Origin of the sequence: Litchfieldella rifensis (assembly GCF_042646605.1) — a bacterium.
Lineage (GTDB): Bacteria > Pseudomonadota > Gammaproteobacteria > Pseudomonadales > Halomonadaceae > Litchfieldella > Litchfieldella rifensis.
This window is the reverse complement of the sequence record NZ_JBHRUG010000029.1, coordinates 11,676-37,310: the sequence shown is the minus strand read 5'-3', so window position 1 is coordinate 37,310 and position 25,635 is coordinate 11,676. Positions and strand designations below refer to the sequence as shown.

Here is a 25,635-nt window from a genome sequence, read left to right as displayed (position 1 = left end):
GCCTCGATGAAATCCGACGATTTCCCTGTCTGGCGCGATGCGTCAGGCAGCCTCGCGAATGGCGTTCGGGGCTTGTTCAAGTGCCTGAAGCTCGCATTCCAATTCGAACCACAGCACAAGCATGTCAAGACTGTCTTCGGAACAGCACATCCTGCAACCTCCCTGATGAGTGGCTGATGACACGATCCGCACTCAGTATGGTTGACTAGACGAAGGTCGACATGACGTTTCTTTGATCCTTTTTTGATATGCATCAGACTCACGTGCATAACGAAGGCGTATCTACCCGGTACTATCGAGAATGATGGCGCAATCTGAACGAGGAGTCGGGATGAAGAAAACCTTCAACGTTGGCGTGGTGGGCTACGGCTTTGCCAGCAAGACTTTTCATATCCCGTTGATCCTGGCCACTCCCGGCCTGGAACTGGTAGCGGTGTCGTCGAGTGATGCCGACAAGGTGCATGCCGACTTGCCGAATATCGCCGTGGAGGCCAAGCCGCAGGCATTGTTCGCGCGTCACGACATCGACCTGGTGGTGATTCCTACTCCCAACGAGACCCATTTTCCGTTAGCCAAGTCGGCACTGGTGGCTGGCAAGCATGTCGTGCTCGACAAGCCCTTCACCGTGACGCTTTCCGAGGCCCGCTTGCTCAAGGCCCAGGCCGATGATAGCGACCGGCTGCTGTCGGTATTCCATAATCGGCGTTGGGACAGTGACTTCCTGACGCTGAAGACGCTACTCGCCGAGGGGACTCTAGGGCGGGTAGTGCAGTTCGACTCGCGCTTCGACCGCTTCCGCCCCGAAGTGCGCGATCGCTGGCGCGAGCAGCCCAAGCCGGGGGGAGGAATCTGGTACGATCTCGGACCGCATCTGCTCGACCAGGCCCGGGAGTTGTTCGGCATGCCGCGGAAAATCCTGCTCGATCTGGCCAGCCGCCGCGATGGTGCCAAGGTCGATGACGACTTCCTGGCCCTGCTGGACTATGACGGGCTCAGGGTGACGCTCAGGGCCAGCACCCTGGTGGCCGAGCCTACGCCACGCTTTGCCGTCCATGGCACCCGGGGCAGTTACGTCAAGTACGGGCTCGATCCCCAGGAGGAGCGACTCAAGGCGGGTGAAGTCCCGGCGCCGCAATGGGGCGAAGACAGTCGCCACGGGATCCTGACCCTGCGTAATGGGGAAGGCGAGAACGCCGAGCTGGTGTCCCGCGAGCAACCTACGCTACCGGGTGACTATCTGGCCTATTACCGGGGGATCGTGGCGGCGCTGGAGGGCGATGCTCCGAGTCCGATCGGCGTCGACGATGCCCTGGCGGTGATGAAATTGCTCGAGACGGGGCTCGATAGCTCTCGTCAGGGCCGATGGGTAAAACTCAAGGAGAGCGCCGGTTCCAAGCGACTGCATGCGCATTGAATTCGGCTGGCGGACGCCCTACCACAACTTGGGGCGAGTGCCCATCGTGTCACGCAGCCTGTCGCGAGCGATATATAGCGCGGCGATGGCGCGTGCCTCGTGAAAGTCGTCGCGGGCCAGCAGGGCGGGCAGTTCGTCGATGGCGTGGGTTTCGACGATCAGCGGCTCCGGCTCGTCGCCGGGCAGCCGCTGGGCGTAAAGGTCGGTGGCCAGCATGACCTGCATGCGATGGCGCATGTAGTTCGGAGCCAGCGACAGCTCCACCAGGGGCTCGATACTGTGGGCACCGAAGCCGCACTCTTCCATCAGCTCACGATTGGCCGCCGAGACGATGTCCTCACCCAGGTCGACCAGCCCCTTCGGCAGGGTCAGGACATAGTCGTCGAACCCGGCGGCATACTCGCGGATCAGCAGGACGTGTTCCGGGTCGGGCATGGCGACGATCATCACGGCCCCCTGATCGCTGCCCATCAGGCGCTCGAAGCTACGTTCGGCGCCATTGGAAAAGCGCAGCTCGAGCGCCTCGACCGTGAACAGTCGGCTACGGGTGACTTCGCGGCGCGACAGAATGCGCGGCTTTTCGGGAAATGCAGGCATGGGGGCTCCTGGCACGAGGTGTTTTGGGTATGTGTTGCCGGTCCTGATGATCCAGTACAATACCATTCAATCCCCTTGCGCGGAGCCACTGGCCGATGATCGACTGGCGCGCCATCGACACTGTATTGCTGGACATGGACGGCACCCTGCTGGACCTGCATTTCGATAGCCACTTCTGGCTGGAACACCTGCCCAGGCGCTATGTCGAATTACACCGCCTGGATGACGCCACCCAAGAGGAACTACGCGCTCGCATCATCCGCGAGCAGGGTACCCTGAACTGGTACAGCCTGGCCTATTGGAGTCGCGAGCTGGGAGTGGATATCGTGGCGCTCAAGCGTGAGGTGCAGCATCTGATCGGCCTGCGTGGCGACGCCCTGGACTTTCTCAAATGGTTGAAGCGCGCCCACCCGCGGGTCGTGCTGGCCACCAATGCCGATCGCGAGAGCCTGGCACTCAAGCTGCCGTTGACCGGCCTCGAGGACTACCTGGACGCTATCGTGTCGTCGGCAGATGTCGGGGTCGCCAAGGAGGCCCAGGAATTCTGGTTCGCATTGCAGGAGATCGAGCCCTTCGATCCCGCCAGGACCCTGTTCATCGACGACAACCCGGCGGTCCTGGAAAGTGCCCGCGAATTCGGCATTCGTTATCTGCTGGGCATCAAGCAGCCCGACAGTACGCGCCCTGAACGCGAGCTCGAAGAATTCATCGCGCTGGACCGCTTCGCCGCCATCCTGCCCGGCGAGCGGCCACATACCTGAGGTGGGTGATGGAAACGGTACGACTCGACAAGTGGCTGTGGGCCGCCCGCTTCTTCAAGACCCGAGCGTTGGCCAAGAAGGCCATCGAAGGCGGCAAGGTCCACTACAACGGCGCACGTGCCAAGACCAGCAAGGCCGTTGAGATGGGGGCCCTGATCAAGGTGCCTCAGGGCTGGGATGTCTGGGAGGTCGAGGTCGTGGCGCTGGCCGACCAGCGCCGCGGCGCGCCCGAGGCACGCGAACTCTACCGCGAGACCCCGGAAAGCCAAGCGCGCCGCACGCGCGAAGCCGAACAGCGGCGCCTGGCCAACCAGGCCTTCCAGCAGCCGCCGCGCCGCCCCGACAAGAAGCAGCGCCGTGAACTCCAGCGGCTGCAGCGGCAGCAGGGCGAAGACTAGACTTGCAGCTTCGAGCTTCGAGCTTCGAGCTTCGAGCTTCGAGCTTCGAGCTTCGAGCTTCGAGCGCTGACACCATTCTGCTCGTAGCGCGCCGCTCGCGGCCCGTTGCCAACCTCTTTGATAGATCACTAGACCTCAGGCATCGACAATGACCGACCAAATCCAACGATTCCTTTTCGACGACACCAATGTACGGGGTGAGATCGTCACCCTGGAAGCCGCTTACCAGGAAGTGCTCGACAAGCATTCTTACCCGGCACCGGTCAATCGCTTGCTGGGCGAGCTGCTCTCGGCCGTGGCGCTACTCACCGAAACGGTCAAGCTAGACGGCACCCTTAGCATGGAGGTCCGCGGAGAGGGGCCCGTGTCGCTGCTGATGGCCGAATCCAACCCCGGTGGCGAACTGCGTGCCATTGCCCGACTGTCCGAAACGCAAGCCCTGCCCGACGACACGGCCGGATTCCGGGGATGGCTTGGCGATGGCCGGATCGTGATCACGCTCGACCCACGAGGTGGCAATCGCTACCAGGGCATCGTGGCGTTGGACGCCGACGACCTGGCGTCATGTCTGGAAGGCTATTTCTTCCGTTCCGAGCAGTTGCCGACCCGTTTGTGGCTGGCCGCCGACGGTCATCGCGCCGCCGGACTGCTGTTGCAGCAACTGCCCAACGACACTGCCAACAAGGATCCGGATGCCTGGGAACGTACCGTGCACCTGGCTTCCACCTTGCGTAACGACGAACTACTCGGCCTGCAGCAGCGCGAACTGCTGTTCCGTCTCTATCACGAGGAAACCACCCGCGTTTTTACTCCCAAAGGGTTACGCTTTGGCTGTACTTGCTCCCGGGAGCGCATTGCCCAGGCACTTTACAGCCTGGGTGCCGAAGAACTTCGCCACATCCTCAAGGAGCAGAAAGCCGTGGATACGCAATGTCATTTCTGCCATACCCGTTACCACTTCGCGGCCGCCGAGATCGAGGCCCTGATCGAGTCGCCGGACTCGCCGGCACCTATCATCCATTGAACTGCGGTGGATATGCCGTTCTTCCGCACCATGTTCCCCCGGTTTTCGCACTGGGCGTAAATTGCGCTATGTAGTAGAAAAACTACAAGAAAATCCGCTAATTTCAACGTTTTCCAGCGGCGCGCTTTTTGCCATAATGTTTACTCCATCGAGGTGCTCGGTCGTCATATCGATCATCAGAGACGAGACCACTCGTCCGCATCGACCGAGTGCAGTGCCATGACCCGTCGTCGAATGACACTCGGGCTAACGAGAGAGAATCGGCCACCAGGCCCAGGACATCGATATGACCACGACCCACGCTGCTGCCCAGATCGACACCAGGGGGGCTGCGAGCCCCAAGACCTTCACCAACCTATGCAGTGCCGAACTGATCGAGCGCGCTGTATTGCGAGAAGAAGGGCGGCTGGCCGCCAACGGCGCCCTGGTGGTGAATACGGGCAAGCGTACCGGTCGCTCCACCGCCGACCGTTTCATCGTCGACGAGCCATCCACCAGTGCTCAGATCGATTGGGGCAGTGTCAACCGACCCTTCGCGGCCGACAAGTTCGATGCCCTGTGGACGCGCGTCGAGGCCTATCTCGGTGAGCGCGATCACTTCGTCTCGGAGCTGCATGTCGGGGCCGACCCCACCCATTACCTGCCGATTCGCGTCAACACCGAGACCGCCTGGCATAATCTGTTCGGGCGCACCATGTTCGTGCGCCCGGCGGCGTACAACCCCGCCGCCAAGGAAGAGTGGACCATTCTCAATGCGCCACACTTCGTCTGCGAGCCCGAGCGTGACGGCACCAATTCCGAAGCCGTGGTGATCCTCAATTTCGCCGCACGCAAGGTCCTGATCGCCGGCATGCACTACGCCGGGGAAATGAAGAAGGCGATGTTCTCGGTGCAGAACTTTCTGCTGCCAGCATACGATGTACTGCCCATGCACTGCAGCGCCAACGTCGGCGAGGATGGCGAGACGACACTGTTCTTCGGGCTTTCCGGCACCGGCAAGACCACCTTGTCCGCCGACCCGGCCCGCTACCTGATTGGCGACGACGAGCACGGCTGGGGGGTAGGTTCGGTGTTCAACGTCGAGGGCGGCTGCTATGCCAAGTGCATCGACCTGTCCGAAAAGAACGAACCGGTGATCTGGAAGGCCATCAAGTTCGGTGCGGTACTCGAGAACGTGGTCCTCGACGACCGTCGCGAGCCGGATTACAGCGACGACAGCCTGACCCAGAACTCGCGGGCCGCCTATCCGCTGGAGCATATCGACAAGCGGGTACCGGAAAACCGCGCCGGCGAGCCCAATGCCATCATCTTCCTGACCTGCGACATGAGCGGTGTATTGCCGCCGGTCTCGGTACTGTCCAAGGAAGCCGCCGCCTATCATTTCCTGTCCGGTTATACCGCCAAGGTCGGTTCGACCGAGATGGGGTCTTCCGCTGGTCTGGAAGCGACCTTCTCGACCTGCTTCGGCGCTCCCTTCTTCCCGCGCCCTGCGCGTGAGTATGCCGACCTGCTGATCAAGCGCGTCGAGACCCATGGCTCGCGGGTGTATCTGGTCAATACCGGTTGGACCGGTGGCAGCTACGGCCAAGGCGGGGCACGCTTCTCGATCCCCACCACTCGCGCCATCATCAGTGCCATCCAGTCGGGTGCGCTGCGCGATGTCGAAACCCGCTGCATCGAAGGGCTGAACCTGGAGGTGCCGCTGGCCGTGCCCGGCGTCGAGACCTCTTTGCTCGACCCGCGCGAAACCTGGGCCGATCGTAGTGCCTACGACCGCCAGATGCAGGAGCTGGTGGCCAAGTTCATCGATAACTTCAAGAAGTTCTCCGGGGTCGATGCGGCGATCATCGCCGCCGGTCCACGCCTCACGTAAGGTAGCGAACCCTATCGCAGCCGGATGGTCGAAACGGGGTGAGTCGTGAGACTCACCCCGTTTTCCTTCGCCTCCGAGAGAGGGGCCCTTGCGTACGCTGTCTCGGTTCGCACTTGAGGGAGTCCTGCCATGAAACGTCGACACTTTCTCGGCTTGTTAGGGGCCGGTGGCCTGGCGGGAGTGATACCCGGCATGGTCAGCGCGCGTCCCAAGCCCGACCTCCAGCGGGCGGAAGGGCTCGAAGTGCTGGAACTGTCCGAGGCCGAATGGCGCGAGCGTCTGACCGACGGGCAGTTCGAAATACTGCGAAACCATGGCACCGAACCGGCCTTCTCCAGCCCATTGGACAAGGAAACGCGCGAAGGCGAGTATCGCTGCGCCGGTTGCGACCTGCTGCTGTTCACCAGTGCCATGAAGTACGACTCCGGGACCGGCTGGCCGAGTTTCTTCGAGCATGTCGAAGGCCACCTGCTGACGCAGGCCGACTACACCCTGATCTGGCCGCGTACCGAGTACCACTGTGCGCGTTGTGGGGGGCACCAGGGCCATATATTCGACGATGGCCCCGAGCCCACCGGGTTGCGCTGGTGCAATAACGGACTGGCGCTGAAATTCGTCGCCAGTTGACGCCATTGTCTATTGACCGACGTTGGCTAGAATGCCTCCCATTCCGCCATGGCTGTCCTGTCGGGGACCGGTGTCCTGTCGCGATCTCGCTTGGCGGATAGTGACTCGATAGGCTCCCCTGCCGTTGGAGCGGGGGTGGGCAGACGGGGCTCCCCTTCGTCACTCAACCGGAATGAGGCGATCAGGGCATTCAGGCGTTCGACCTGTTCGCGCATCTCATCCGCAGCAGAGCTGGTTTGCTCGACCATGGCGGCGTTGTGCTGGGTCATGCTGTCGAGTTCGGTGACTGCCGTATTGACCTGACCGATGCCTTGGCTCTGCTCTTTTGCGCCCGTGCTGATATCGGCGATCACCTCGGTGACCCGCTCGATGCTCTCCACGATCTCCTGCATCGTTTTGCCGGTACTCTTGACCAGGCTGGCACCGGATTGCGTACGAGCCACCGAGGTGTCGATCAGTTCGCGGATATCTCGCGAGGCGTCGCTGGAACGGCTGGCGAGTGTACGCACCTCTTGCGCCACGACGGCGAATCCACGTCCATGCTCACCGGCACGTGCCGCTTCGACCGACGCGTTGAGCGCCAGGATGTTGGTCTGAAAGGCGATGCCGTCGATCAGGGTAATGATCTCCTTGATCTGTGACGCGGAAGTGCTGATCTCATCCATGGTGTTCTCTACCTGGCGCATCGCCTGGTGGCCCTGACGGGCCACTTCTGCCGTCGACTGGACAAGCTGGTTGGCCTGTTGAGCGGCATCCGAGGTGTTGTTCACCGTGGCGGTGACTTCCTCCATCGATGCCGATGTCTGTTGAAGATTGGAGGCTGCCTGCTCGGTGCGTGAGGCAAGCTCCTGACTGCTTTTGGCAATCTCGCTTGAGGCACCGTGCACGCTTCGGGTGCTGGTGCGTACCGATTGCAAGGTCTTGTCGATGCGAGCGACGAAGACGTTGAACTGGTTGGCCAGCTCAGCGATCTCATCATTGCGCCGGCTGTCGATGCGTGCGGTGAGATCGCCGTCGCCTTCGGTGATCTCGCGGATACGATGCGTCAGCTGCCGGATCGCCCGTGACATCTTGAGTGGTCCCACGAGCGCGATGGCAACAGAGGCGAGGAAAACCAGAAGCGAAAAAGCGATCACCACATATTGCTGATTTCTGACTCTCGCCAAGGTGGCAGTTTCCAATTCGACGATCTTTCCGTCTGCGACTTCGCCGGCGATGTTATAGAGTTCCCGCAGTTCGTTGAACGCATCTCGTGACGCTCCCTCGGCATGGGACACTGCGGCCTCGGTATCGCCTTTGTCGTATAGCGTAAGCGTTTTTTCGGATTGGTTGGCCCAATTGGTGAATAGCGTTTCAAACTCATTCAATGGCTCGATCACGTCAGGATAGGCCGCCATCACTTGTGAAAACTCATGCATGCGATCGTAGGCCTGTTGTGCATTCTCCTCATAGTTTTTTTGTTCGGCTTTCGCTCTCTCTGATCCGGGCTCCGCGCGCAAGTATTCCAGCTCGGCGAGGTGGGCCTGGTAAAGATCGCGATCGGCATTCAGTATGGTGGATATGGCGGTATTGAAGGTGCCGCTAAATTCGACCATGCGATTCTTGACAGAATTCACAAGCAGGAAATCGAGCGTAACAACGATAAGCAATGAAAGAGCTACCCCAATGAAGGCAACAGCATATTTGACACTTATCTTGTTAAGAAGCTTTGTCATTAGTATCCCCTTAAGGAGCAGGTTGGCTTCTTGTATATTGGCATGTCCTTATGCTGCGTGGTGGGTTCGCTGAGTTGGTATGCGTCCTGACTATTTCATCGGCAGATAGGCGGTGAACTTGAATGAAAATAGGAGGATGTCAAAAAGAACTATATGCATATTTCTTTATATTAGGAATAAATGCTTTTACTGAGCGACAATGTCGTAGCCTGTGTGGCTTGAAGGGTTAGGTTTTGTCTGAAAAGTCGGCGAGCGAAGGCCAGGCAAGGCAAAAATCATCGAAAAAGCGCAGTTTACGTGGGTGTAAATGAGCATTTTGAGATGATTTTTAACGCCGCATGGGCAAGCGCAGACAGTTTTCGGACAGAACCTAGTGCTTGAATCCTTCGATGATATGACTGGCCAGCCCATCGATGGCGGGAGAGTGTGCCTCGGGGGCGCGCAGCAACACGATCGATGAGTCGGGCAATGCTGGAAAACCGTCGGCTTCGTCAAGGATGCGCATGCCCGGCGTCACCAGGCTTCTCATCCACGCCGAGACGGCCAGCCCCGCGCCGACCACCGCCTGTAGCGTTGCCAGGCTCGGGCTGCTGTAGGCGATGCGATATTCCCGTCCGGCACGTGCCAGGGCGTTACACGCATGCCGGCGGCAGAAGCAGGGTTCCTCGAAAAGCGCCAGCGGCAACGGGGTCTGCTGATGCGGCGAGTGACTGTCGGCAACGACCCATACCGTCTCGTCCCGACGCAGTATCTCGCCGATCTCGTGACCCACCTCGCGGGTCACGATACTCAGGTCGAGGCTGCCATTCTGTCGGCTCAACAGCTCGGAGGAGGGCGCGCAATGGACTTCCACGTCCACCATAGGCCAGGTCTGGGAAAAGGATTTGAGAATACCGGGCAGGAAGCGCATCACATAGTCATCGGGCACGCCGACCCTGACACGGCCCACCATATCGGGCGTGCGCAGCACGTTGAGCGCCTCGCCATGCAGGTCGAGAATGCGGCGTGCATAGCCGAGCAAGGTGCTACCTTCGCTGGTCAGGCGCATCATGCGACCCTCGCGCTCGATCAACGGGCGCTGGATCACGTCCTCTTCGAGCCGCTTGATCTGCATGCTGACGGCGGACTGGGTGCGGTTGACCGCTTCGGCGGCGCGAGTGAAGCTGCCGTGGTCGACGATGGCGACGAAGGTGCGTAGCAGTTCATGATCGATGGTCTGAAGCATGGAGTATTTCCATCATTTCTATTGATGTTCGGCATCAAAAACATTCGTTGGATTGATTCTAGTCCGCGGTCGACACTACTTCCAGCAGACACGGAAGGAGGTCACCATGACATTATCAACCTGCCGCGACACTGGACTTCACGCCGATCGAGTCGAGGCACTGTACGCCCGCCCCCGGGGCCGGTTCGACGAATGGTGGGCTCGTCTGTCTCGCTGGTCTCGGCTCCGTCGCGAGCGCCGCCAACTGCGGGAATTAAGCGATGCGATGCTCCGGGATATCGGCCTGACTCGCGAGGATGTCGAACGCGAATCACGCCGGCCTTTCTGGGACGGTGGCGAATGGCGACGCTGATGTCGCTCTCGGCTGGGGGCGCTCTACCGCAATGCCCTCGAGCGGCAACGCGAGGCGGGCGGCGAAACACGCTGACGGGCGCGACGCCACGTCGTTTATGATACCTTGTCGCGATTGTCTGGATATCGATTGCCAAGGATTTCATGGACGCACACGCCAAGATCACCGCACGCCTCGCCGAGGAACTCGCCGTCCGCCCCCAGCAGGTGGCGGCCACCGTAGAGCTGCTCGATGGCGGGGCCACCGTGCCCTTCATTTCCCGCTACCGCAAGGAAGTCACCGGCGGCCTCGATGACACCCAGTTGCGCCAGTTGGACGAGCGGCTGCGCTATCTGCGCGAGCTGGAAGAGCGTCGCGAGGCGGTGCTGACCGCCATCGACGAACAGGGCAAGCTCAGCGATGAACTGGCCGGCCTGATCCGCGCTGCCGATACCAAGCAGCGACTGGAAGACCTCTATCTGCCGTACAAGAAGAAGCGGCGGACCAAGGCCCAGATCGCCCGTGAAGCGGGCCTCGAGCCGCTCGCCGACGCCCTGCTGGCCGATCCGAACCTCGACCCCGAGGCCACGGCACAGGGTTATCTGCATCCCGCGGAAGGGGATATCCCCGCCATCGAGGATGCCAAGGCCGCACTGGATGGCGCCAAGCAGATCCTCATGGAGCGTTTCGCTGAAGACGCCGAACTGGTCGGACGCTTGCGTGAGCGGCTATGGAACGAGGGGCAGCTCAGTGCCCGGGTCATCGACGGCAGGCAGGGCGAAGGGGCCAAGTTTTCCGATTACTTCGAGCATGACGAACGCCTGGCCAGGGCGCCGTCGCATCGTGCGCTGGCCATGTTTCGCGGCCGCAACGAGGGTGTGCTGTCGCTCGCCATCAAGCTGTCCGGCGAGGACGAGGCGCCGCGTCACCCCGGTGAGGTGGCCATCGCCCAGCACTTCGATATTCGTGACGAGGGGCGCGCCGCCGATCGTTGGTTGACGGAGGTGGTGCGCTGGACGTGGCGGGTCAAGCTGTATACGCATCTTGAAACCGAATTGATGGGCCGCCTGCGCGAACGCGCCGAGCAGGAGGCCATCGGGGTGTTCGCCGCCAACCTCAAGGACCTGCTGCTGGCCGCTCCGGCCGGCCCCAAGGCGACCCTGGCCATCGACCCGGGGCTGCGCACCGGTTGCAAGGTGGCGGTGGTCGACGCCACCGGCCAGTTCCTCGAGCATGCCACCATCTATCCCCACGCACCGCAAAACCGCTGGGACGAATCCCTGGCCGTGCTCGGTAAGCTGGTAGAGAGGCATGGCGTCGAGTTGATCGCCGTGGGTAATGGTACCGCCAGCCGCGAGACCGACAAGCTGGCCGGTGAACTGGTCAAGGCCATGGCCGGCAAGCAGCGCCTGGCCAAGGTGATGGTCAGCGAGGCCGGCGCCTCGGTGTATTCGGCCTCGGAATACGCGGCCCGCGAATTCCCCGATCTCGATGTCACCATCCGTGGCGCGGTATCGATTGCCCGGCGCCTGCAGGACCCGCTGGCCGAACTGGTCAAGATCGAGCCCAAGTCGATCGGCGTCGGCCAGTACCAACACGACGTCTCCCAATTGCAACTCTCGAAGAGCCTGGAAGCGGTGATCGAGGACTGCGTCAATGCGGTGGGGGTCGACCTCAATATGGCGTCGTCGGCGTTGCTGTCACGCGTTTCGGGACTCAATCCGGGACTGGCCGACAACATCGTTGCCCGTCGCAACGCCCAAGGCGCTTTCAAGAGCCGCAAGGAGCTGCTGGATGTCGGTCGACTGGGCCCCAAGACCTTCGAGCAGTGTGCGGGCTTCCTGCGCATCATGAACGGCGACAACCCACTGGACGGCAGCGCCGTGCACCCCGAGGCCTACTCGCTGGTCGAGCGCATCGCGCGGCAGCGCCAGCGTGACGTGGCCAGCCTGATTGGCGACAGCGCCACCCTGAAAGCGATCCGGCCCGCCGACTTCGTCGACGACCACTTCGGCGTGCCGACCATCAGCGACATCCTGGCGGAACTCGACAAGCCCGGCCGCGACCCGCGCCCCGAATTCCGCGCTGCCGAATTCCGCGAAGGGGTGGAAACCCTCAAGGATCTCGAGCCGGGCATGGTGCTGGAAGGTACCGTGACCAATGTCACCCATTTCGGTGCCTTCGTCGACATTGGCGTGCATCAGGACGGGCTGGTGCATATCTCGGCCTTGTCCGACAAGTTCGTCGAGGATCCTCGCTCGGTGGTCAAGGCCGGCGATATCGTCAAGGTCAAGGTGATGAGCGTCGATCTGCAGCGTGCGCGGATCGGTCTGTCGATGCGTCTTTCCGATGAGCCGGGAGAACAGCGCAGCGGCGAACGTGCCGGTGCCAATGGCACCGGGTCACGCAAGGGCCAGCGCAAGCCCCAGGGCAAGGAACCGCAACGTGGCCAGGACAGCGGCCAGCTAGGTGCCCTGGGGGCGGCGCTGCTGCAGGCGCGCAAAGGGAAATGACCGCTACGGGCCACGAGCTGCGGGTAGCGGGCCACGGGCTGCGGGCTGCGGGCAATTTGCAGATGGTTCGAAACCAACGACAATTCTGCTCGAAGCTCGAAGCTCGAAGCTCGAAGCTCGAAGCTCGAAGCTCGAAGCTCGAAGCTCGAAGCTCGAAGCTCGAAGCTCGAAGCTCGAAGCTCGAAGCTCGAAGCTCGCAGCTCGCAGCTCGAAGCCCGAAACTTGAAAGGTAGCTGCCCGCCACCATAATCTGACACTTGTGCAAGCGCCGACCCCGAGAGTCGCCGCTCGCGTGGTTATCACGACCGAAGCGGCCGCGGCATCGCCGACCGCTTCCATGACATGGGGTGTTCACCTTGTCCGAGCAACTTGCCACCGTCATCACGCGGCTCAAGGGGCCGGCACGCCAGGGACTGATCGGCCGCTTGCGGCGCGGTATCGAGAAGGAAGGTCTGCGTGTCGACAGCGCCGGGCGGATCGCCCAGAGCCTGCATCCTCGGGAGCTGGGCTCGAAACTGACCCATCCGCATATCACCACCGATTATTCCGAGGCACTGCTCGAGTACATCACCCCGGTGTACTGCCGGCCCAAGGATGCCATGGCCTTCCTCGGCGATCTGCACCGCTTCAGCTATCGCCACCTGGGCGATGAACTGATCTGGCCGGCGAGTATGCCGGCGCGCCTGAACGGCAACGACAGCATACCCATCGCCGACTATGGCACTTCCAACATCGGGACGATGAAGCACGTTTACCGCAAGGGCCTGGATGTCCGCTACGGGCGCATCATGCAGGCCATCGCCGGGGTGCACTACAACGTCTCGCTGCCCGATAACATGTGGACATTGCTGCGTGAACTGGACGGACAGGGCGATGTCGCCATGAACGACTATCGTTCGTCGCGCTACTTCGGCCTGATTCGCCATTTTCGCCGCCATAGCTGGTTGTTGATGTACCTGTTCGGCGCATCGCCGGCACTGGACCGGAGTTTTCTGACCGGGGCAACACCCGACAAGCTACGCGCGCATGCCCGCAATACGCTGGTTTCGCCCTATGCCACGAGCCTGCGCATGTCGGATCTCGGCTATCAGAACAAGGTCCAGGCCCAGCTCAAGATCTGCTTCAACTCACTGTCGAACTATGTCGGTACCCTGCGCCATGCCATTTCCACCCCCTGGCCGGCCTACGAACGGCTGGGGGTCAACGATGGCGGCGACTGGCAGCAGCTCAACGCCAATATCCTGCAGATCGAAAACGAGTATTACAGCGACATTCGGCCCAAGCGGGTGGCTCGCCATGACGAGACGCCCAGCCAGGCTCTGGAAGCGCGTGGCGTCGAATACATCGAGGTGCGCTGTCTCGACCTCAATCCCTTCCTGACACTGGGCATCGACGAAACCCAGATGCGCTTCCTCGATACCTTCCTGATGTGGTGCTTGCTCACCGACAGCCCCTGGATTCCCGACGATGAATGCGACCGGCTCGATGACAACCGCGCGCTGGTGGTCGAGCGCGGGCGTGACCCGTCGCTGCGACTGGCCATCGACAGCACCGAGCGGCGCCTGGCAGAGCTGGGCCATGAGGTGTTCGCCGAGTTGGTCCAGGTCGCTGAACTGCTGGATATCATCGAAGGCGGTAGCCCGCACGCGGATGCCATCCGCGAGCTGGCGCCGCGTCTCGACGATCCGCGCCTGACGCCGTCGGGCCAGATGCTGCTGGCGCTCGAGGAGAGCGGTGACGACTTCGTCGACTACATGCTGGAGCTGGCCCGCGACCAGGCGACTCAGTTGCGTGGCGAGTCCATGGATCGTGCCCGTGATGCACTGTTCAGCCAACTCACCGAAACCTCGCACCAGCAGCAGGGCGATATCGAGGCGGCGGATATCGAAAGTTTCAGCGATTTTCTCGAACACTACTTCGCCCGGGCTCAAGAACCCCGTGCGACGAGCAAGGAGGCCGTCGGTCGATGATGTCAGTGAGAACGTTCAGCATGCGGCAAACGCTTAGCGTGCGGCAGTGGAGCATCGCCGGCCTGCTGTTCTGTGCCCTGATGATGGGCGTGGCGCTCTATCTCGAACATGTGGTGGGGCTCGAGCCTTGCCCGCTGTGCATCTTCCAGCGGGTCGGGGTGCTGGCCACCGCGGCGGTGTTGCTGGTGGCCGCCATTCACAATCCGCGGGGACGCTGGGGCGCACTTTACGGCACCCTGGGGCTGCTCAGTGTCGCCGGCGGGATCGGCGTGGCCGGGCGTCATCTGTGGCTGCAGTCCTTGCCAGCCGACCAGGTGCCGAGCTGCGGACCGAGCCTGGACTACATGGTGGACGTCCTGCCCCTGCGCGAGGTGTTGGTGCATGTGCTGTCAGGTTCCGGAGAATGTGCCGAGATCGGCTTCCTGTTTCTCGGCTTGTCGCTGCCCGGCTGGACGCTGATCGGTTTCCTGATACTGGCGTTGTCCCCGCTGGGCATGCTGCTTCGCGGCATGCGCGGCGGATCTTGAGAGTTGAACCGATTCTCCACCGGCAAGTGCTCAGATCGGGATTGACAGCGACTGCCAGGCAGGTGAGTCTGTCAGTCCACCATGCGGTTGGAGACGATCGACCGCTGGCGTAGAAGACGAGCTAGGGAGGCGCCCATGCTGGAAGATTGCAAGTCTGCACTGGAACGCTGGGGTGGCGTGCACCAGTTGATAGATCGCTGGCTCGACCAGCGCCGTGACATGCTGGTGAGCTTCGTCGAACTGCGGGAGGCTTGCGATGTCGAGCTCGATGCCGTCGACAAGGCGCAGATCGACGCCTTCAGTGAATTGCTGATGGACTATATCAGTGCCGGTCACTTCGAGATCTATCCTCAACTGCGCGAGGAAGCCAAGGCATTCAGCGATGACGAAGCGCTGGTGATTGCCGACAAGCTGCTCGAGCGCCTGGACATGTCCACCGAACTGGTATTGTCGTTCGATGCCGACTATGCGTCGCCGACCCGCTGCCAGCATTATCTGCCGCGACTACCGGCATGGCTCGACCGCTTGGGCAAGGGGCTGACAGAACGCTTCGCCCTGGAAGACCAGTTGATCGGGCGTCTGCATGCCGCCCATTCGCCACCGCCGGGCGCTCAGATGGCGTCGCGAGCCACGACCTGAGAAGAACCCGCTTCGGCACCTCCCCCGACTTTGTTCCGCATACCGCATGGCCAATCGGCCATGCGAAGTTCCGTATCAGTGCCGCTTCCTGCCCAGTTTCGCTCCCAGCACCAGCATGCAGGGCGTCAGCAGCAGTGTCAGACCGGTGGCGAAGGTCAAGCCTCCGGCGATGGCGCTGGAAAGCTGGGTCCACCACTGGGTCGAGGGCGCGCCGATGCCCAGTGATGGCGCGAATAGATTGACATTGACGCCCAATACCATCGGCATCAGCCCCAGTACCGTGGTGAGAGCGGTGAGCAGTACCGGGCGCAGGCGCACGCCACCGGCCTCCAGCGCTGCCTCCGGTGCCGACAGCCCTTCACGACGCAGATGGTTGTAGGTATCGATCAGCACGATATTGTTGTTCACCACGATGCCCGCCAAGGCGATGATGCCCATGCCGACCATCACGATGCCGAACGGCTGGCCGTTGACCAGCAGACCGATCAGTACCCCGGCGGTGGAAAAGACGATCGCCGAAAGTACCAGAGTAGCCTGGTAAAGGCTGTTGAACTGGGTCACCAGGATCAGCGCCATCAGAAACAGGGCGACCAGAAAGGCGGTGATCAGGAACTGCATGGTTTCCCGTTGGTCTTCCTGCTCGCCGGCCACATTGAGCATCACGCCATCGGGTAGCGAGTCGAAGGTGTCAACGAGCGTCTGCAGCCGCTCATCGGGTTGATAGCCCTCGGCCACGTCGGCCTCCAGGGTGAGCGCGCGACGGCCATCGATCCGCTGCAGGCTACCCACCTTGGGCGCCGGCTCCAACTCGACGAAGTGGCTGATGGGGACCTGTCCTCGCGGCGTGTTCAGCGTCAAGCGGCCGAGCTGATCCAGGGAGCGCCAGCTTTTCGGCAGGCGCACCCGGATATCCACTTCATCGTTTACCCGGGCGGGGCGGTAGCTGGCCACCTGCAGACCAGTAGTCACCAGTTGCACGGCACTGCCGATCGTGGCGACATCGGTACCGAAGCGTGCCGCTGCCTCGCGGTCGACCTGTACTCGCCACTCCACGCCGGGCAGGCTGCGGTTGTCCTCGATATCGCGAAAACCGCCCAGTTGTTCCATGGCTGCGCGCAATCGGTCGACGGCCTCGAGCGTTCGCGCCGGGTCCTGGGCACTTACCTCGAGCTGGATCGGCTTGCCGGCCGCCGGCCCCTCCTCCTGCTGGCGAAATTCCAGAACCACGCCGGCCAGGTCCTCGGTGCGACGGGCCATGTCGTCGAGGATCTCGCGAGCCGGGCGACGCTGCTGCCAGTCGATCAACTGGAACTGCAGCACGCCGATGACGTCGGCGCCGAGCTGGAGCTCCTCATCGGCCATCGCAAAGGTGCGGGCATAGAGTGCCTTGACTTCGCTCATGCCGGCCAGCCGCGACTCGACGCGGCGCACGATGGCATCCTTCTCCATGACCGAGAAGTCGCCACGCGCCCGCACCGTGACCTGGGCGCTGTCGGGTTCGACGTCGGGAAAGAATTCCACCCCGTGATTGAAGCGTGCGTAGCCGACATAGACCAGCGCCATCACGGCCAGGGCGCTCAGCAGGGTGACGCCGGGGCGGACGAGCAGCCAGCCGAGCACGCGGCGATAGGCGTGCCCTCCTGCGCTGATGACGACCTGACTGCGAGCGCGTCCGTGACTGAACACTCCCCCCAGCGTAGGCAGGAAGATCAGTGCCATGGCCAGGGAGGCCAGCAGACACAGGATCACCGTGGCCGGGAGGTATTTCATGAACTCACCGACCACGCCGGGCCAGAACATCAAGGGGACGAAAACCGCGAGCGTGGTGGCGGTGGAAGCGATCACCGGCCATGACATGCGTGCCGCCGCATTGGCCCAGGCATCTTGTGGCGGCTGGCCCTCGATGAGATGGCGGTCGGCCAGTTCGCTGACCACGATGGCCCCGTCCACCAGCATGCCGGCGACCAGGATCAGTGAAAACAGCACCACGATATTGAGTGTATAGCCGACTGCCCAGATCAGCAGTATGCCGGTGAAGAAGGCCCCGGGAATGGTCAGGCCGACCATCAGTGCGGCACGCAGGCCAATGGCGGCGACCACCACGATCAACACCAGTACCACCGCCGTCAGTACATTGTTGAGCAAATCCGAGAGCATGTCCTCGACGGTCTGGGACTGGTCCAGGATGGTGGTCACTTCCAGGTCCGCGGGGAGCAGTGGGGCGGCTTCCTCGAATACCGCCCTGACCGATCCGATGGTGGCGATGATATTGGCTCCGGCACGTTTGGTGACCTCCAGCACCAGCGCTGGCTGGCCATTGATGCGGGCAAAGCCTCGTGGGTCCTTGAAGGTCGGCCGGATACGCGCCACATCGCCGAAGGTCACCACCCGGTCGCCGTCGATCTTGACCGGCATGGCCTGGACATCCGCGAGGTTCTCGATCACCCCCGGTACCTTCAGGGCCATGCGGCCGGCCCCGGTATCCAGGCTGCCGGCGGCCACCAGGCGGTTGTTGCGCGAAACCTGACTGAACAGGGTGTCGAAGTCGACGCCATAGCTGTCGAGCACCAGCGGGTCGACGACGATTTCCAGCAGGTCCTCGCGTTCGCCGCCGATCTCCACTTCCAGCACCTCGGGGATGCCTTCGATCTCTTCCTGCAGCCGGCGTGCCACCGTCAATAACTGGGTTTCCTCGAGCGGCCCCGACAGGCCGATCGACAGCACCGGCAGCAGTGCCACATTGACCTCGATGACCCGTGGTTCCTCGGCCTCCTCGGGTAACGAGCTCTTGGCAATGTCGACCTGTTCGCGCACATCGGCCAAGGCCTGGCGCGGATCGAAGCCGGCATCGAACTCGAGCATCACCGAGGCATGGCCTTCGCTGGCCTGGGAGGTCATCTTGCGCACGCCTTCGATGGCGCGCAGTTCCTGTTCCATGGGCCGCACCAGCAGTCGCTCGCCGTCTTCCGGGCTCACTCCCTCCAGCGTCATGGATACATAGATCATCGGGATGGCGACGTCGGGATTGGCCTCCTTGGGAATCGCCCAATAGGCTGCCGTGCCGGCAAGCAACAGGAAGACCAGCAGCAGCAGGGTGGTGCGCGAGCGGTCCTGGGCGGCGAGGATCAGCGTGCGCATCGATCAGCGCTCCCCGTCGTCGCCATCGGCACCAGGCAACTTGCCGCCGGCCAGGGCCGAGCCCTCATCGGGGGTGGCATCCGGTGCCACCGGCACTGCTTCGACGCGTTCGCCGATCTCGACGAAGCCACCTCCCAGAGTGATCAGCCGTACCTGTTCGGGCAGGTCGGCGACCCAGGCGTGGTCGGGTTTCATCGCCACCAGCGACACGTGATGGAAGGCAACCCGGTCATCAGCGTCGAGGGTCTTGACGCCCAGCCGCCCCATGTCGTCCAGCACCAGCAGTGCCGGTGACAGCTGATGGGCCTGCCGCTCGGGGAGCGTGATATCGAGAGTCGCGCTGGCGCCACCCAGGCGGCGGCGTGCGGGATTGTCGACCACGGCCTCGATGGCGAAGGTGCGAGTGCTCGGGTCCGCACGCGCAGCGACATGGGTCAGTTCGCCTGCCAGTTCACTGCCATCGAGTAGCCTGACCCGCACTGGCAGGCCGGGGGAAAGGTCGAGGACATCGCGCTGGGCCACGTAGGCCTGGGCCTTCAGACGCTGGTTGTCGATCAGCAGGGCATAGGGCTCGCCGACTTGCAGCACGTCGCCCTCTTCCACATCCAGGCGATCGAGTGTGCCCGCGAAGGGCGCCTGGGGGCGGGTATGCGATAGTGTCTGGCGCAGGCTCTCCACCTCGGCGACGGCCTCTGCCACCGCGCTGGCCATTCGCAGTTGCTCGGTGCGCGATACCAGATTCCGCTCCCGCAGGCGCTCGGCACCGCTCAATTCGGCACGCGCCAGTTCCAGTTCGGCCTCGGCGCGCTTGAGCTGCGCGGGCAGGTCTTCCAGGGCGAGGTGCAGCAGGGGGGTGCCGGCCTCGACGGCATCACCTTGGGCGACAGGCAGGGTTTCGATCTGGCCGCTGGCGCGGGCGCGCAGCTCGACTTCCTTCCAGGGCATGAGTTGCCCTTGCGCGATCAGCGAGGGTTGATAAGACGCCTGTCGGCTCTCGCGGACTTCCACCCGGGGCAGCGGGTCGACGGTGGGTTCGGCGGCGGGGGCCTCGGCACGAAAGCGTTGCAGATCACCGAATGTCATCCACACCAGCAGGGCCAGTGCACAGCCGGTAGCGAGCACGAAGGACAGAGAAGGACGACGAAATGCCATAGGCCTTCCTTGGGCGGATTGGCGAGATGTGGCCAGCATCATAACGCAGGGATTGGCATGTCGCATTTGTCCGTCCGGACAAAACGTCGTCGCCCCGGTAGTGGACCGGGGCGATAGGGCGGCGGTGGGTCGGGGGAGACGTTACATCAATGAAGTGGCGGCCGGACGCACCAGGTCGGTGAGCGGGATCTCGCCCGTGAGCAGATCTCGCTCGAAGGTTTCCTTGTCGATGTGGAAGCCGAGGAATTCCTGGGCCAGGTACATGTCCTTCTCGGCATTGCCCAGGCAACTGGTACCACCGGGAGAAGGCGTCATGTTGAAGACAATACCGTTACCCGGGGTGATCTTCGCCTCGCCCATGACGAGTTTCTTCTCCCCTTTGTCGATCAATTGCGGGCGTACGCCGCCGAAGCCCTTGGCGAAACTGACGTCCTTGACCGTCAGACTGGGCACGATCTTCTGGACGTCCTTGAGAAACAGGCGCTCACGCAGCCAGGGTACCTCGAACAGGAAATTCTTGAAGATATAACGACGGATGTCGCGTATCTTCATCAAGTCCCACAGAGCCTTGACGACATTGCGATCCAGGCGCAGGACCTTGAGGAACTCGAAGAAGGTCTTGCCATTGTAGCGTTCCAGCAGCGGCAGCATCAGGGCCGTTGGCCCGAAACGGGTCTTGCCTTCCACCAGCACGTCGGGGTCGCCATGGACGGCAGCGAACGGCAGGTTTTCGTTCTGGACGGTATAGACCTTGCCGTTGAGCACTCGTGGAGTGAAATAGAAGGAGCCGGCCATCGGCAGGCAGGACTTGTCCCGGCCATAGCCCATCTGATGGGCGAACAGCAGCGAATGGCCGCCGGCGCTGACCACCACGTAGCGGGCGCTCAACGTGCCCTTGTTGGGCGTCTTGATCTTGTACAGGTCGCCAACCTTTTCGATCTTCTCCACCGCCGTCGACAGGTGGATGTCGCAGGCCATGCCTTTCTCTTCGGCGCTCTTGCTGCCTTCCTTGACGAAGGCCTCGGAAAGGGTGGTGTAGTTGACTGCGGTGTATTCGTCGGTCGACCCCATGGCGACGATGGGCTCTTCCGGACGACGCCCTTCGACCAGCTTGGGCTCGAGTTCGGCGATGTCGTCGCGCTCGAGCAGCTTCATGCGGGGAAAGAGTTTCTTGAACCGGGTATAGCGATTGCGCAGGAATTCGCACTCCTGCTCGCCAACCCCGAGCACCATCTTCGGATAGCGATAGACGATCTTGTCACGCACCTCTGGCGCCAGTTTGGTTGCGAAGTTGACCACCATGCCCGCCGTACGCTTGGTCACCCTGGCCTTTTCCAACGTGTAGTTGGTTTCGATATCGCCGCAGTGGATGGTTTGGCTGTTGTTGCGGCCATGGGAGTTGACGATCGCCACGTGATCGTACTTCTCGACCAGGCCGATGGCCTTGAGGTCGGTGTAGCGAGCCAGTTCGTAGAGGAGGGCGGTGCCGGATACGCCGCCACCCACTATCAGGACATCATAGGTCGGTGTGGACATGAATGCTCTCGCTTGCCTGGGTGCGGGACAAACCCTCCAGGGTTTCCCGGAGGCCTACGCCTGTCGGAAATCGGTCGTTCTTGACAGGTTCGACGTGAGTCAGATGGCGCATTATAGCCACATTGGCGGCAAAAAAAATCCATACCAAAGCTTAACTTTATGCTGAAGCAGTTGGCCATAAGGAAAAGCTTGGGAATGGAGGTGTGGAAAAATACCATGAAAATCAGTATGATAGTGATGGATGCATGGCGTTGGTTCATGGTGCGGTGCAATATGGAAATTTCTGTCTGCTGACCAAAAGAAGGAAGGAATTGAGCGACGAGCGACGAGCTACAAGCGGTTTGCAGTGAGCTTGAAAGTAACGAGACTGCAGCCCGCAGCCCGCAGCCCGCAGCCCGCAGCCCGCAGCCCGCAGCCCGCAGCCCGCAGCCCGCAGCCCGCAGCCCGCAGCCCGCAGCCTCAGCGCAAGCTGATGATCCGCCAGCCCCTCGCCTTGGCTTCCTGGCGCAGGAGGTCGTCGGGATCCACCGCTACCGGGTGGTCGACCCGCTCGAGCAGCGCCAGGTCGTTGTGGGAGTCGCTGTAGAACCAGGCGTCGTCCAGCGTCAGCTCCTTGCCGGTTAGCCACTCTTCGATACGGACGACCTTGCCTTCGCGATAACTGGGGGTGCCGGAAACGCGGCCGGTGTAGCGGCCAGCGACGATTTCTGGTTCCACGGCGATCAGGTGATCGACGCCCAGTCGCTCGGCGATGGGGCCGGTGATGAAACGATTGGTGGCCGTAACGATCAATAGAGTGTCGCCATGTGCTCGGTGGCGTGCCAGCAGTTCTTCCCCTTTGGGCAGGATATTGGGTTCGATCTTGCTGGCCATGAACTGCTGGTGCCAGGCAGCCAGCTGTTCGGGGGTGTTGTCGGCTAGCGGTTTCAAGGCCACTGCCAGGAAGGCATGGATATCCAGGGTGCCGTCTTCATAGTCGCGCAGGAAACGTTCGTTGGCCTCACGATAGGAAATGGGGTCCACGGCGCCCTGCTCGAGCAGGAATTCCCCCCAGGCATGGTCGCTATCGATGCCCAGCAGGGTGTTGTCGAGGTCGAAGATGGCCAGGCTCAAGGTAGGCTCCTTGTCACTATGAAACGGGTTGCCGATTATTACAGACACGCCCGATCATGAACACTGTCGTTACACGGAGTCATAGCTTGTATTGATGCGCTTTCCGGCTTTGTGGAAGAATGGCCGTAATAGTGGATTCATAAGGTGACGTCCGTGATCGACGCTGACGGCTTCCGCCCCAACGTTGGCATTATCATCGCCAACCGCGAGGGCCAGCTGCTTTGGGCGCGTCGGGTAGGACAAAATGCTTGGCAGTTTCCTCAGGGAGGCATCAAGGCAAACGAGACACCACAACAGGCCCTGTATCGAGAGCTTGAAGAGGAAATCGGCCTCACGGCAGCCGATGTCGACGTGCTGGCTTGCACCCGGGGGTGGCTACGCTATCGTCTGCCACGACGCATGGTAAGAACGCATTCGCGGCCGGTATGTATCGGCCAGAAACAGAAATGGTTTCTGCTCGAGATTCGTTGCCAGGATAACCGGATCTGTGTGGATACCACCGCCAAGCCGGAATTCGATGGCTGGCGCTGGGTCAGCTACTGGTATCCTCTGGGACAGGTGGTGCCCTTCAAGCGCGAGGTCTATCGTCGCGCCCTGCGTGAATTGGCACCACGTGCACAGCGGCTGGCACTAGGGGGCGTTTGAGCTCCCGCCGGCATGAATTTTCAGGCTACACAAGAAGACAAGCTATGCTCGATGTTCTTCGCCGCATCGTCCAGGAGGTCAACGGCGCGCGTAACCTCAACGCCGCGCTCTCGACCATGGTGCGCCGTATTCGCAAGGCGATGCGGACCGATGTCTGCTCCTTCTACCTATTCGACACCGAGCAGCAGCGCCTGATATTGATGGAAACCATCGGCCTGCATGCCCAGGCCGTAGGACAGGTTTCCATGCGGTTGGGCGAAGGGTTGGTGGGCCTGGTCGCCCAGCGCGAGGAACCGCTCAATCTCGAGGACGCCCCCACACACCCGCAGTTCCGCTACTTCGCCGAGACCGGTGAAGAACGCTTCTCCAGTTTCCTGGGCGTGCCGATCATCCATCAACGGCGCATGCTCGGCGTGTTGGTGGTACAGCAGCAGGACAAGCGGCGCTTCGACGAAGGCGATGAAGCCTTCCTGGTAACCATGGCGGCGCAACTGGCCGGGGTCCTGGCTCACGCGCTGGCTACCGGTGCGCTCAATCGACCGACCCGTGCCGATGGCATGGCAACATTCACCGGTGTGGCCGCCTCGCCGGGCATGGTCATCGGCGAAGCTTTGGTGATCGCCCCGCCTGCCGATCTGGATAATGTCCCTGACCTGATTCCCACCGATACCGACTACGAAATCCAGCGCCTGAAGGATGCCATCTATCGCGTACGCGACGAGATCCGCGCCGCCGGCGAACGCCTCGCCAGTCGTATCAGTGCCCAGGAGCTGGCGCTGTTCGAGGTCTACCAGCAGATGCTCAGCGAGGCCGCGCTGGGCCACGAAGTCGAGAAGCGTATTCGTGAGGGACAGTGGGCGCCCGGGGCGCTGGCCGACGTGGTGCGTCGCCATGTGCAGTATCTGGAACGGGTCGATGACGACTACTTGCGCGAGCGGTCGGCGGATGTGCGCGATCTGGGGCGTCGGGTGCTGGCGCACCTGCAGGAAGAAACACCACAGACGCCGGACACTTTCCCCGAGCGCACCGTGCTGGTGGGGGACGAGATCAGCGTAGCCACCCTCGGTGAAGTGCCGCGCGGCAAGTTGGCCGGGCTGGTATCGATTCGCGGATCGAGTACCTCGCATGTGGCGATTCTCGCTCGGGCCATGGGGATTCCCACGGTGCTGGGAATGGTCGACCTGCCGCTCCCGCGTCTGAATGGTGCGCCGGTCATCCTCGATGGCCACCGCGGACGGTTGTTCGTGCGTCCCGATGCCGAATTGCAGAGCCACTACCAGAACCTGATCGACGAGGAAACGGCTCTTGCTCAGGTGCTCGAGCACGAACAGGACTTGCCCAGTCAGACCCCCGATGGCCACGCGATGCCATTGATGGTCAATACCGGTCTGGCGGTCGATGCGGTGGCCTCGCTGAAGACGCGAATCAGTGGCGTGGGGCTGTACCGCACCGAAGTGCCATTCATGATCACCGAGCGCTTTCCCGGTGAGCAGGAGCAGACGCGCCTGTATCGCGACCAGCTCGAGAGCTTCGCACCGCTGCCGGTGGTGATGCGCACCCTGGACATCGGCGGTGACAAGGATCTGCCGTACTTTCCCATCGACGAGGCCAACCCCTTCCTGGGCTGGCGCGGTATCCGCGTGACCCTGGACCATCCCGAGGTGCTGATGGTGCAGCTTCGCGCCATGCTGCGTGCGTCACTGGGACTCGGCAACCTGCAGATCCTGTTGCCGATGGTGACCAATGTCGATGAGGTCGATGACACCCTCAAGCTGATCGAGCGGGCCCAGGCCGAATTGGCCGAAGAGGGCGTGACGGTCGCGCGGCCGAAGATCGGGGTCATGCTCGAGGTGCCGGCCACGCTTTACCAGCTCGAGCCACTGGCCGCGCGGGTCGACTTTTTCTCGGTGGGTAGCAACGACCTGACCCAGTATCTGTTGGCGGTGGATCGCAACAACCCTCGCGTGGCCGGGCTCTATGACGCCTGTCATCCGGCCGTGCTGGTGGCCTTGGCACGGCTGGCCGACGAGGCCGCGGCGCTGGGCGTGCCGATTTCCGTCTGCGGCGAATTGGCTGGGGATCCGGCCGGAGCCCTGTTGCTGATGGGAATGGGCTTCGATGCCCTGTCGATGAACGCACCGAGCCTGCCGCGGGTGCGCGCTGCCATTCGTCGTGTATCGCAGACATCGGCACAGTCCCTGGTTTCCGAGATCTTGAGCCTGGCGACGCCGCGCGAGGTTCGGCAGCATCTCGAGAAGCGCCTGGGCGAATGGCAACTGGCACATCTGCTGCCGCCGAAGGATTGAGTGGCAGGCGTTGGGGCACCATCGCTAAGGGATGCGGCTGTGCTGCGATTGGTTGCCGATGCCCGGGCAGCAGGCATTGTGGGCACCATGGCTAAGGTAGGAGCGGCTTTAGCCGCGATGTTCCTGGCACC

General features: G+C 62.2%; 20 protein-coding genes. 13 read left to right on the top strand and 7 right to left on the bottom strand.

The window, feature by feature from the left end:
* The first annotated feature begins 331 nt into the window (after nt 1–331).
* A complete protein-coding gene (locus tag ACFOEV_RS14655; RefSeq protein ID WP_386775211.1) occupies nt 332–1,414 on the top strand; it encodes an oxidoreductase in 1,083 nt (360 codons plus the stop codon).
* A gap of 18 nt (nt 1,415–1,432) precedes the next feature.
* Here the strand turns inward: ACFOEV_RS14655 and nudE are convergent, their stop codons facing one another.
* Nucleotides 1,433–2,011: an ADP compounds hydrolase NudE gene (gene nudE / locus ACFOEV_RS14650; protein ID WP_386775209.1), complete on the bottom strand. Its 579-nt coding sequence runs from the start codon at nt 2,009–2,011 to the stop codon at nt 1,433–1,435.
* A 95-nt stretch (nt 2,012–2,106) separates the two neighbouring features.
* Here nudE and yrfG point away from each other — a divergent pair, with 95 nt between their 5' ends.
* The 5 genes from yrfG (at nt 2,107) to msrB (ending at nt 6,694) form a co-directional block, all read left to right on the top strand.
* Nucleotides 2,107–2,772 (top strand): GMP/IMP nucleotidase, encoded by a 666-nt coding sequence (gene yrfG, locus ACFOEV_RS14645; protein WP_386775207.1) that lies wholly within the window; start codon nt 2,107–2,109, stop codon nt 2,770–2,772.
* 8 nt (nt 2,773–2,780) lie between these two features.
* A complete protein-coding gene (locus tag ACFOEV_RS14640; RefSeq protein ID WP_386775205.1) occupies nt 2,781–3,170 on the top strand; it encodes an RNA-binding S4 domain-containing protein in 390 nt (129 codons plus the stop codon).
* A gap of 148 nt (nt 3,171–3,318) precedes the next feature.
* Nucleotides 3,319–4,194, top strand: coding sequence for an Hsp33 family molecular chaperone HslO (hslO, locus tag ACFOEV_RS14635; protein ID WP_386775203.1), 876 nt, complete (start codon nt 3,319–3,321; stop codon nt 4,192–4,194).
* A gap of 286 nt (nt 4,195–4,480) precedes the next feature.
* Complete coding sequence (locus ACFOEV_RS14630) at nt 4,481–6,067, top strand: phosphoenolpyruvate carboxykinase (protein ID WP_386775201.1); 1,587 nt, start codon at nt 4,481–4,483, stop codon at nt 6,065–6,067.
* A 129-nt stretch (nt 6,068–6,196) separates the two neighbouring features.
* On the top strand, nt 6,197–6,694 hold the full coding sequence (gene msrB, locus ACFOEV_RS14625; protein WP_386775199.1) for a peptide-methionine (R)-S-oxide reductase MsrB: 498 nt from the start codon (nt 6,197–6,199) through the stop codon (nt 6,692–6,694).
* Nucleotides 6,695–6,720: 26 nt separating this feature from the next.
* On the opposite strand, the gene ACFOEV_RS14620 is transcribed toward msrB, so the two are convergent.
* Both ACFOEV_RS14620 and ACFOEV_RS14615 read right to left on the bottom strand, forming a co-directional pair.
* The gene (locus tag ACFOEV_RS14620) at nt 6,721–8,409 is read right to left on the bottom strand and encodes a methyl-accepting chemotaxis protein (RefSeq protein ID WP_386775197.1); all 1,689 of its coding nucleotides are present in this window, start codon (nt 8,407–8,409) and stop codon (nt 6,721–6,723) included.
* Nucleotides 8,410–8,779: 370 nt separating this feature from the next.
* Nucleotides 8,780–9,634 carry a LysR substrate-binding domain-containing protein gene (locus ACFOEV_RS14615; protein WP_386775195.1) on the bottom strand — a complete coding sequence of 285 codons (855 nt, stop codon included), beginning with the start codon at nt 9,632–9,634 and terminating at the stop codon, nt 8,780–8,782.
* A 106-nt stretch (nt 9,635–9,740) separates the two neighbouring features.
* Between ACFOEV_RS14615 and ACFOEV_RS14610 the strand changes: the two genes are divergently transcribed.
* The 5 genes from ACFOEV_RS14610 (at nt 9,741) to rsd (ending at nt 15,614) form a co-directional block, all read left to right on the top strand.
* Complete coding sequence (locus ACFOEV_RS14610; protein WP_386775193.1) at nt 9,741–9,986, top strand: DUF1127 domain-containing protein; 246 nt, start codon at nt 9,741–9,743, stop codon at nt 9,984–9,986.
* 143 nt (nt 9,987–10,129) lie between these two features.
* A complete protein-coding gene (locus tag ACFOEV_RS14605; protein ID WP_386775191.1) occupies nt 10,130–12,478 on the top strand; it encodes a Tex family protein in 2,349 nt (782 codons plus the stop codon).
* 356 nt (nt 12,479–12,834) lie between these two features.
* A complete protein-coding gene (gshA, locus tag ACFOEV_RS14600; RefSeq protein WP_386775189.1) occupies nt 12,835–14,448 on the top strand; it encodes a glutamate--cysteine ligase in 1,614 nt (537 codons plus the stop codon).
* A gap of 20 nt (nt 14,449–14,468) precedes the next feature.
* Nucleotides 14,469–14,975 carry a disulfide bond formation protein B gene (locus ACFOEV_RS14595; RefSeq protein WP_386775187.1) on the top strand — a complete coding sequence of 169 codons (507 nt, stop codon included), beginning with the start codon at nt 14,469–14,471 and terminating at the stop codon, nt 14,973–14,975.
* Between the two features lie 135 nt (nt 14,976–15,110).
* Nucleotides 15,111–15,614 (top strand): sigma D regulator, encoded by a 504-nt coding sequence (gene rsd, locus ACFOEV_RS14590; protein WP_386775185.1) that lies wholly within the window; start codon nt 15,111–15,113, stop codon nt 15,612–15,614.
* 75 nt (nt 15,615–15,689) lie between these two features.
* Here the strand turns inward: rsd and ACFOEV_RS14585 are convergent, their stop codons facing one another.
* From ACFOEV_RS14585 to ACFOEV_RS14570, 4 genes are all read right to left on the bottom strand, one after another.
* A complete protein-coding gene (locus tag ACFOEV_RS14585; protein ID WP_386775183.1) occupies nt 15,690–18,752 on the bottom strand; it encodes an efflux RND transporter permease subunit in 3,063 nt (1,020 codons plus the stop codon).
* A gap of 3 nt (nt 18,753–18,755) precedes the next feature.
* Nucleotides 18,756–19,904 (bottom strand): efflux RND transporter periplasmic adaptor subunit, encoded by a 1,149-nt coding sequence (locus ACFOEV_RS14580; protein ID WP_386775181.1) that lies wholly within the window; start codon nt 19,902–19,904, stop codon nt 18,756–18,758.
* Between the two features lie 141 nt (nt 19,905–20,045).
* On the bottom strand, nt 20,046–21,440 hold the full coding sequence (locus ACFOEV_RS14575; protein ID WP_386775179.1) for an FAD-dependent oxidoreductase: 1,395 nt from the start codon (nt 21,438–21,440) through the stop codon (nt 20,046–20,048).
* Between the two features lie 459 nt (nt 21,441–21,899).
* On the bottom strand, nt 21,900–22,553 hold the full coding sequence (locus ACFOEV_RS14570) for a histidinol-phosphatase (RefSeq protein ID WP_386775177.1): 654 nt from the start codon (nt 22,551–22,553) through the stop codon (nt 21,900–21,902).
* Between the two features lie 153 nt (nt 22,554–22,706).
* Between ACFOEV_RS14570 and ACFOEV_RS14565 the strand changes: the two genes are divergently transcribed.
* Nucleotides 22,707–23,198 (top strand): RNA pyrophosphohydrolase, encoded by a 492-nt coding sequence (locus ACFOEV_RS14565; RefSeq protein ID WP_386775175.1) that lies wholly within the window; start codon nt 22,707–22,709, stop codon nt 23,196–23,198.
* Between the two features lie 44 nt (nt 23,199–23,242).
* Entirely contained in the window at nt 23,243–25,504 is a 2,262-nt protein-coding gene (ptsP, locus tag ACFOEV_RS14560; RefSeq protein WP_386775173.1) for a phosphoenolpyruvate--protein phosphotransferase, read from the top strand.
* Nucleotides 25,505–25,635: the final 131 nt, after the last annotated feature.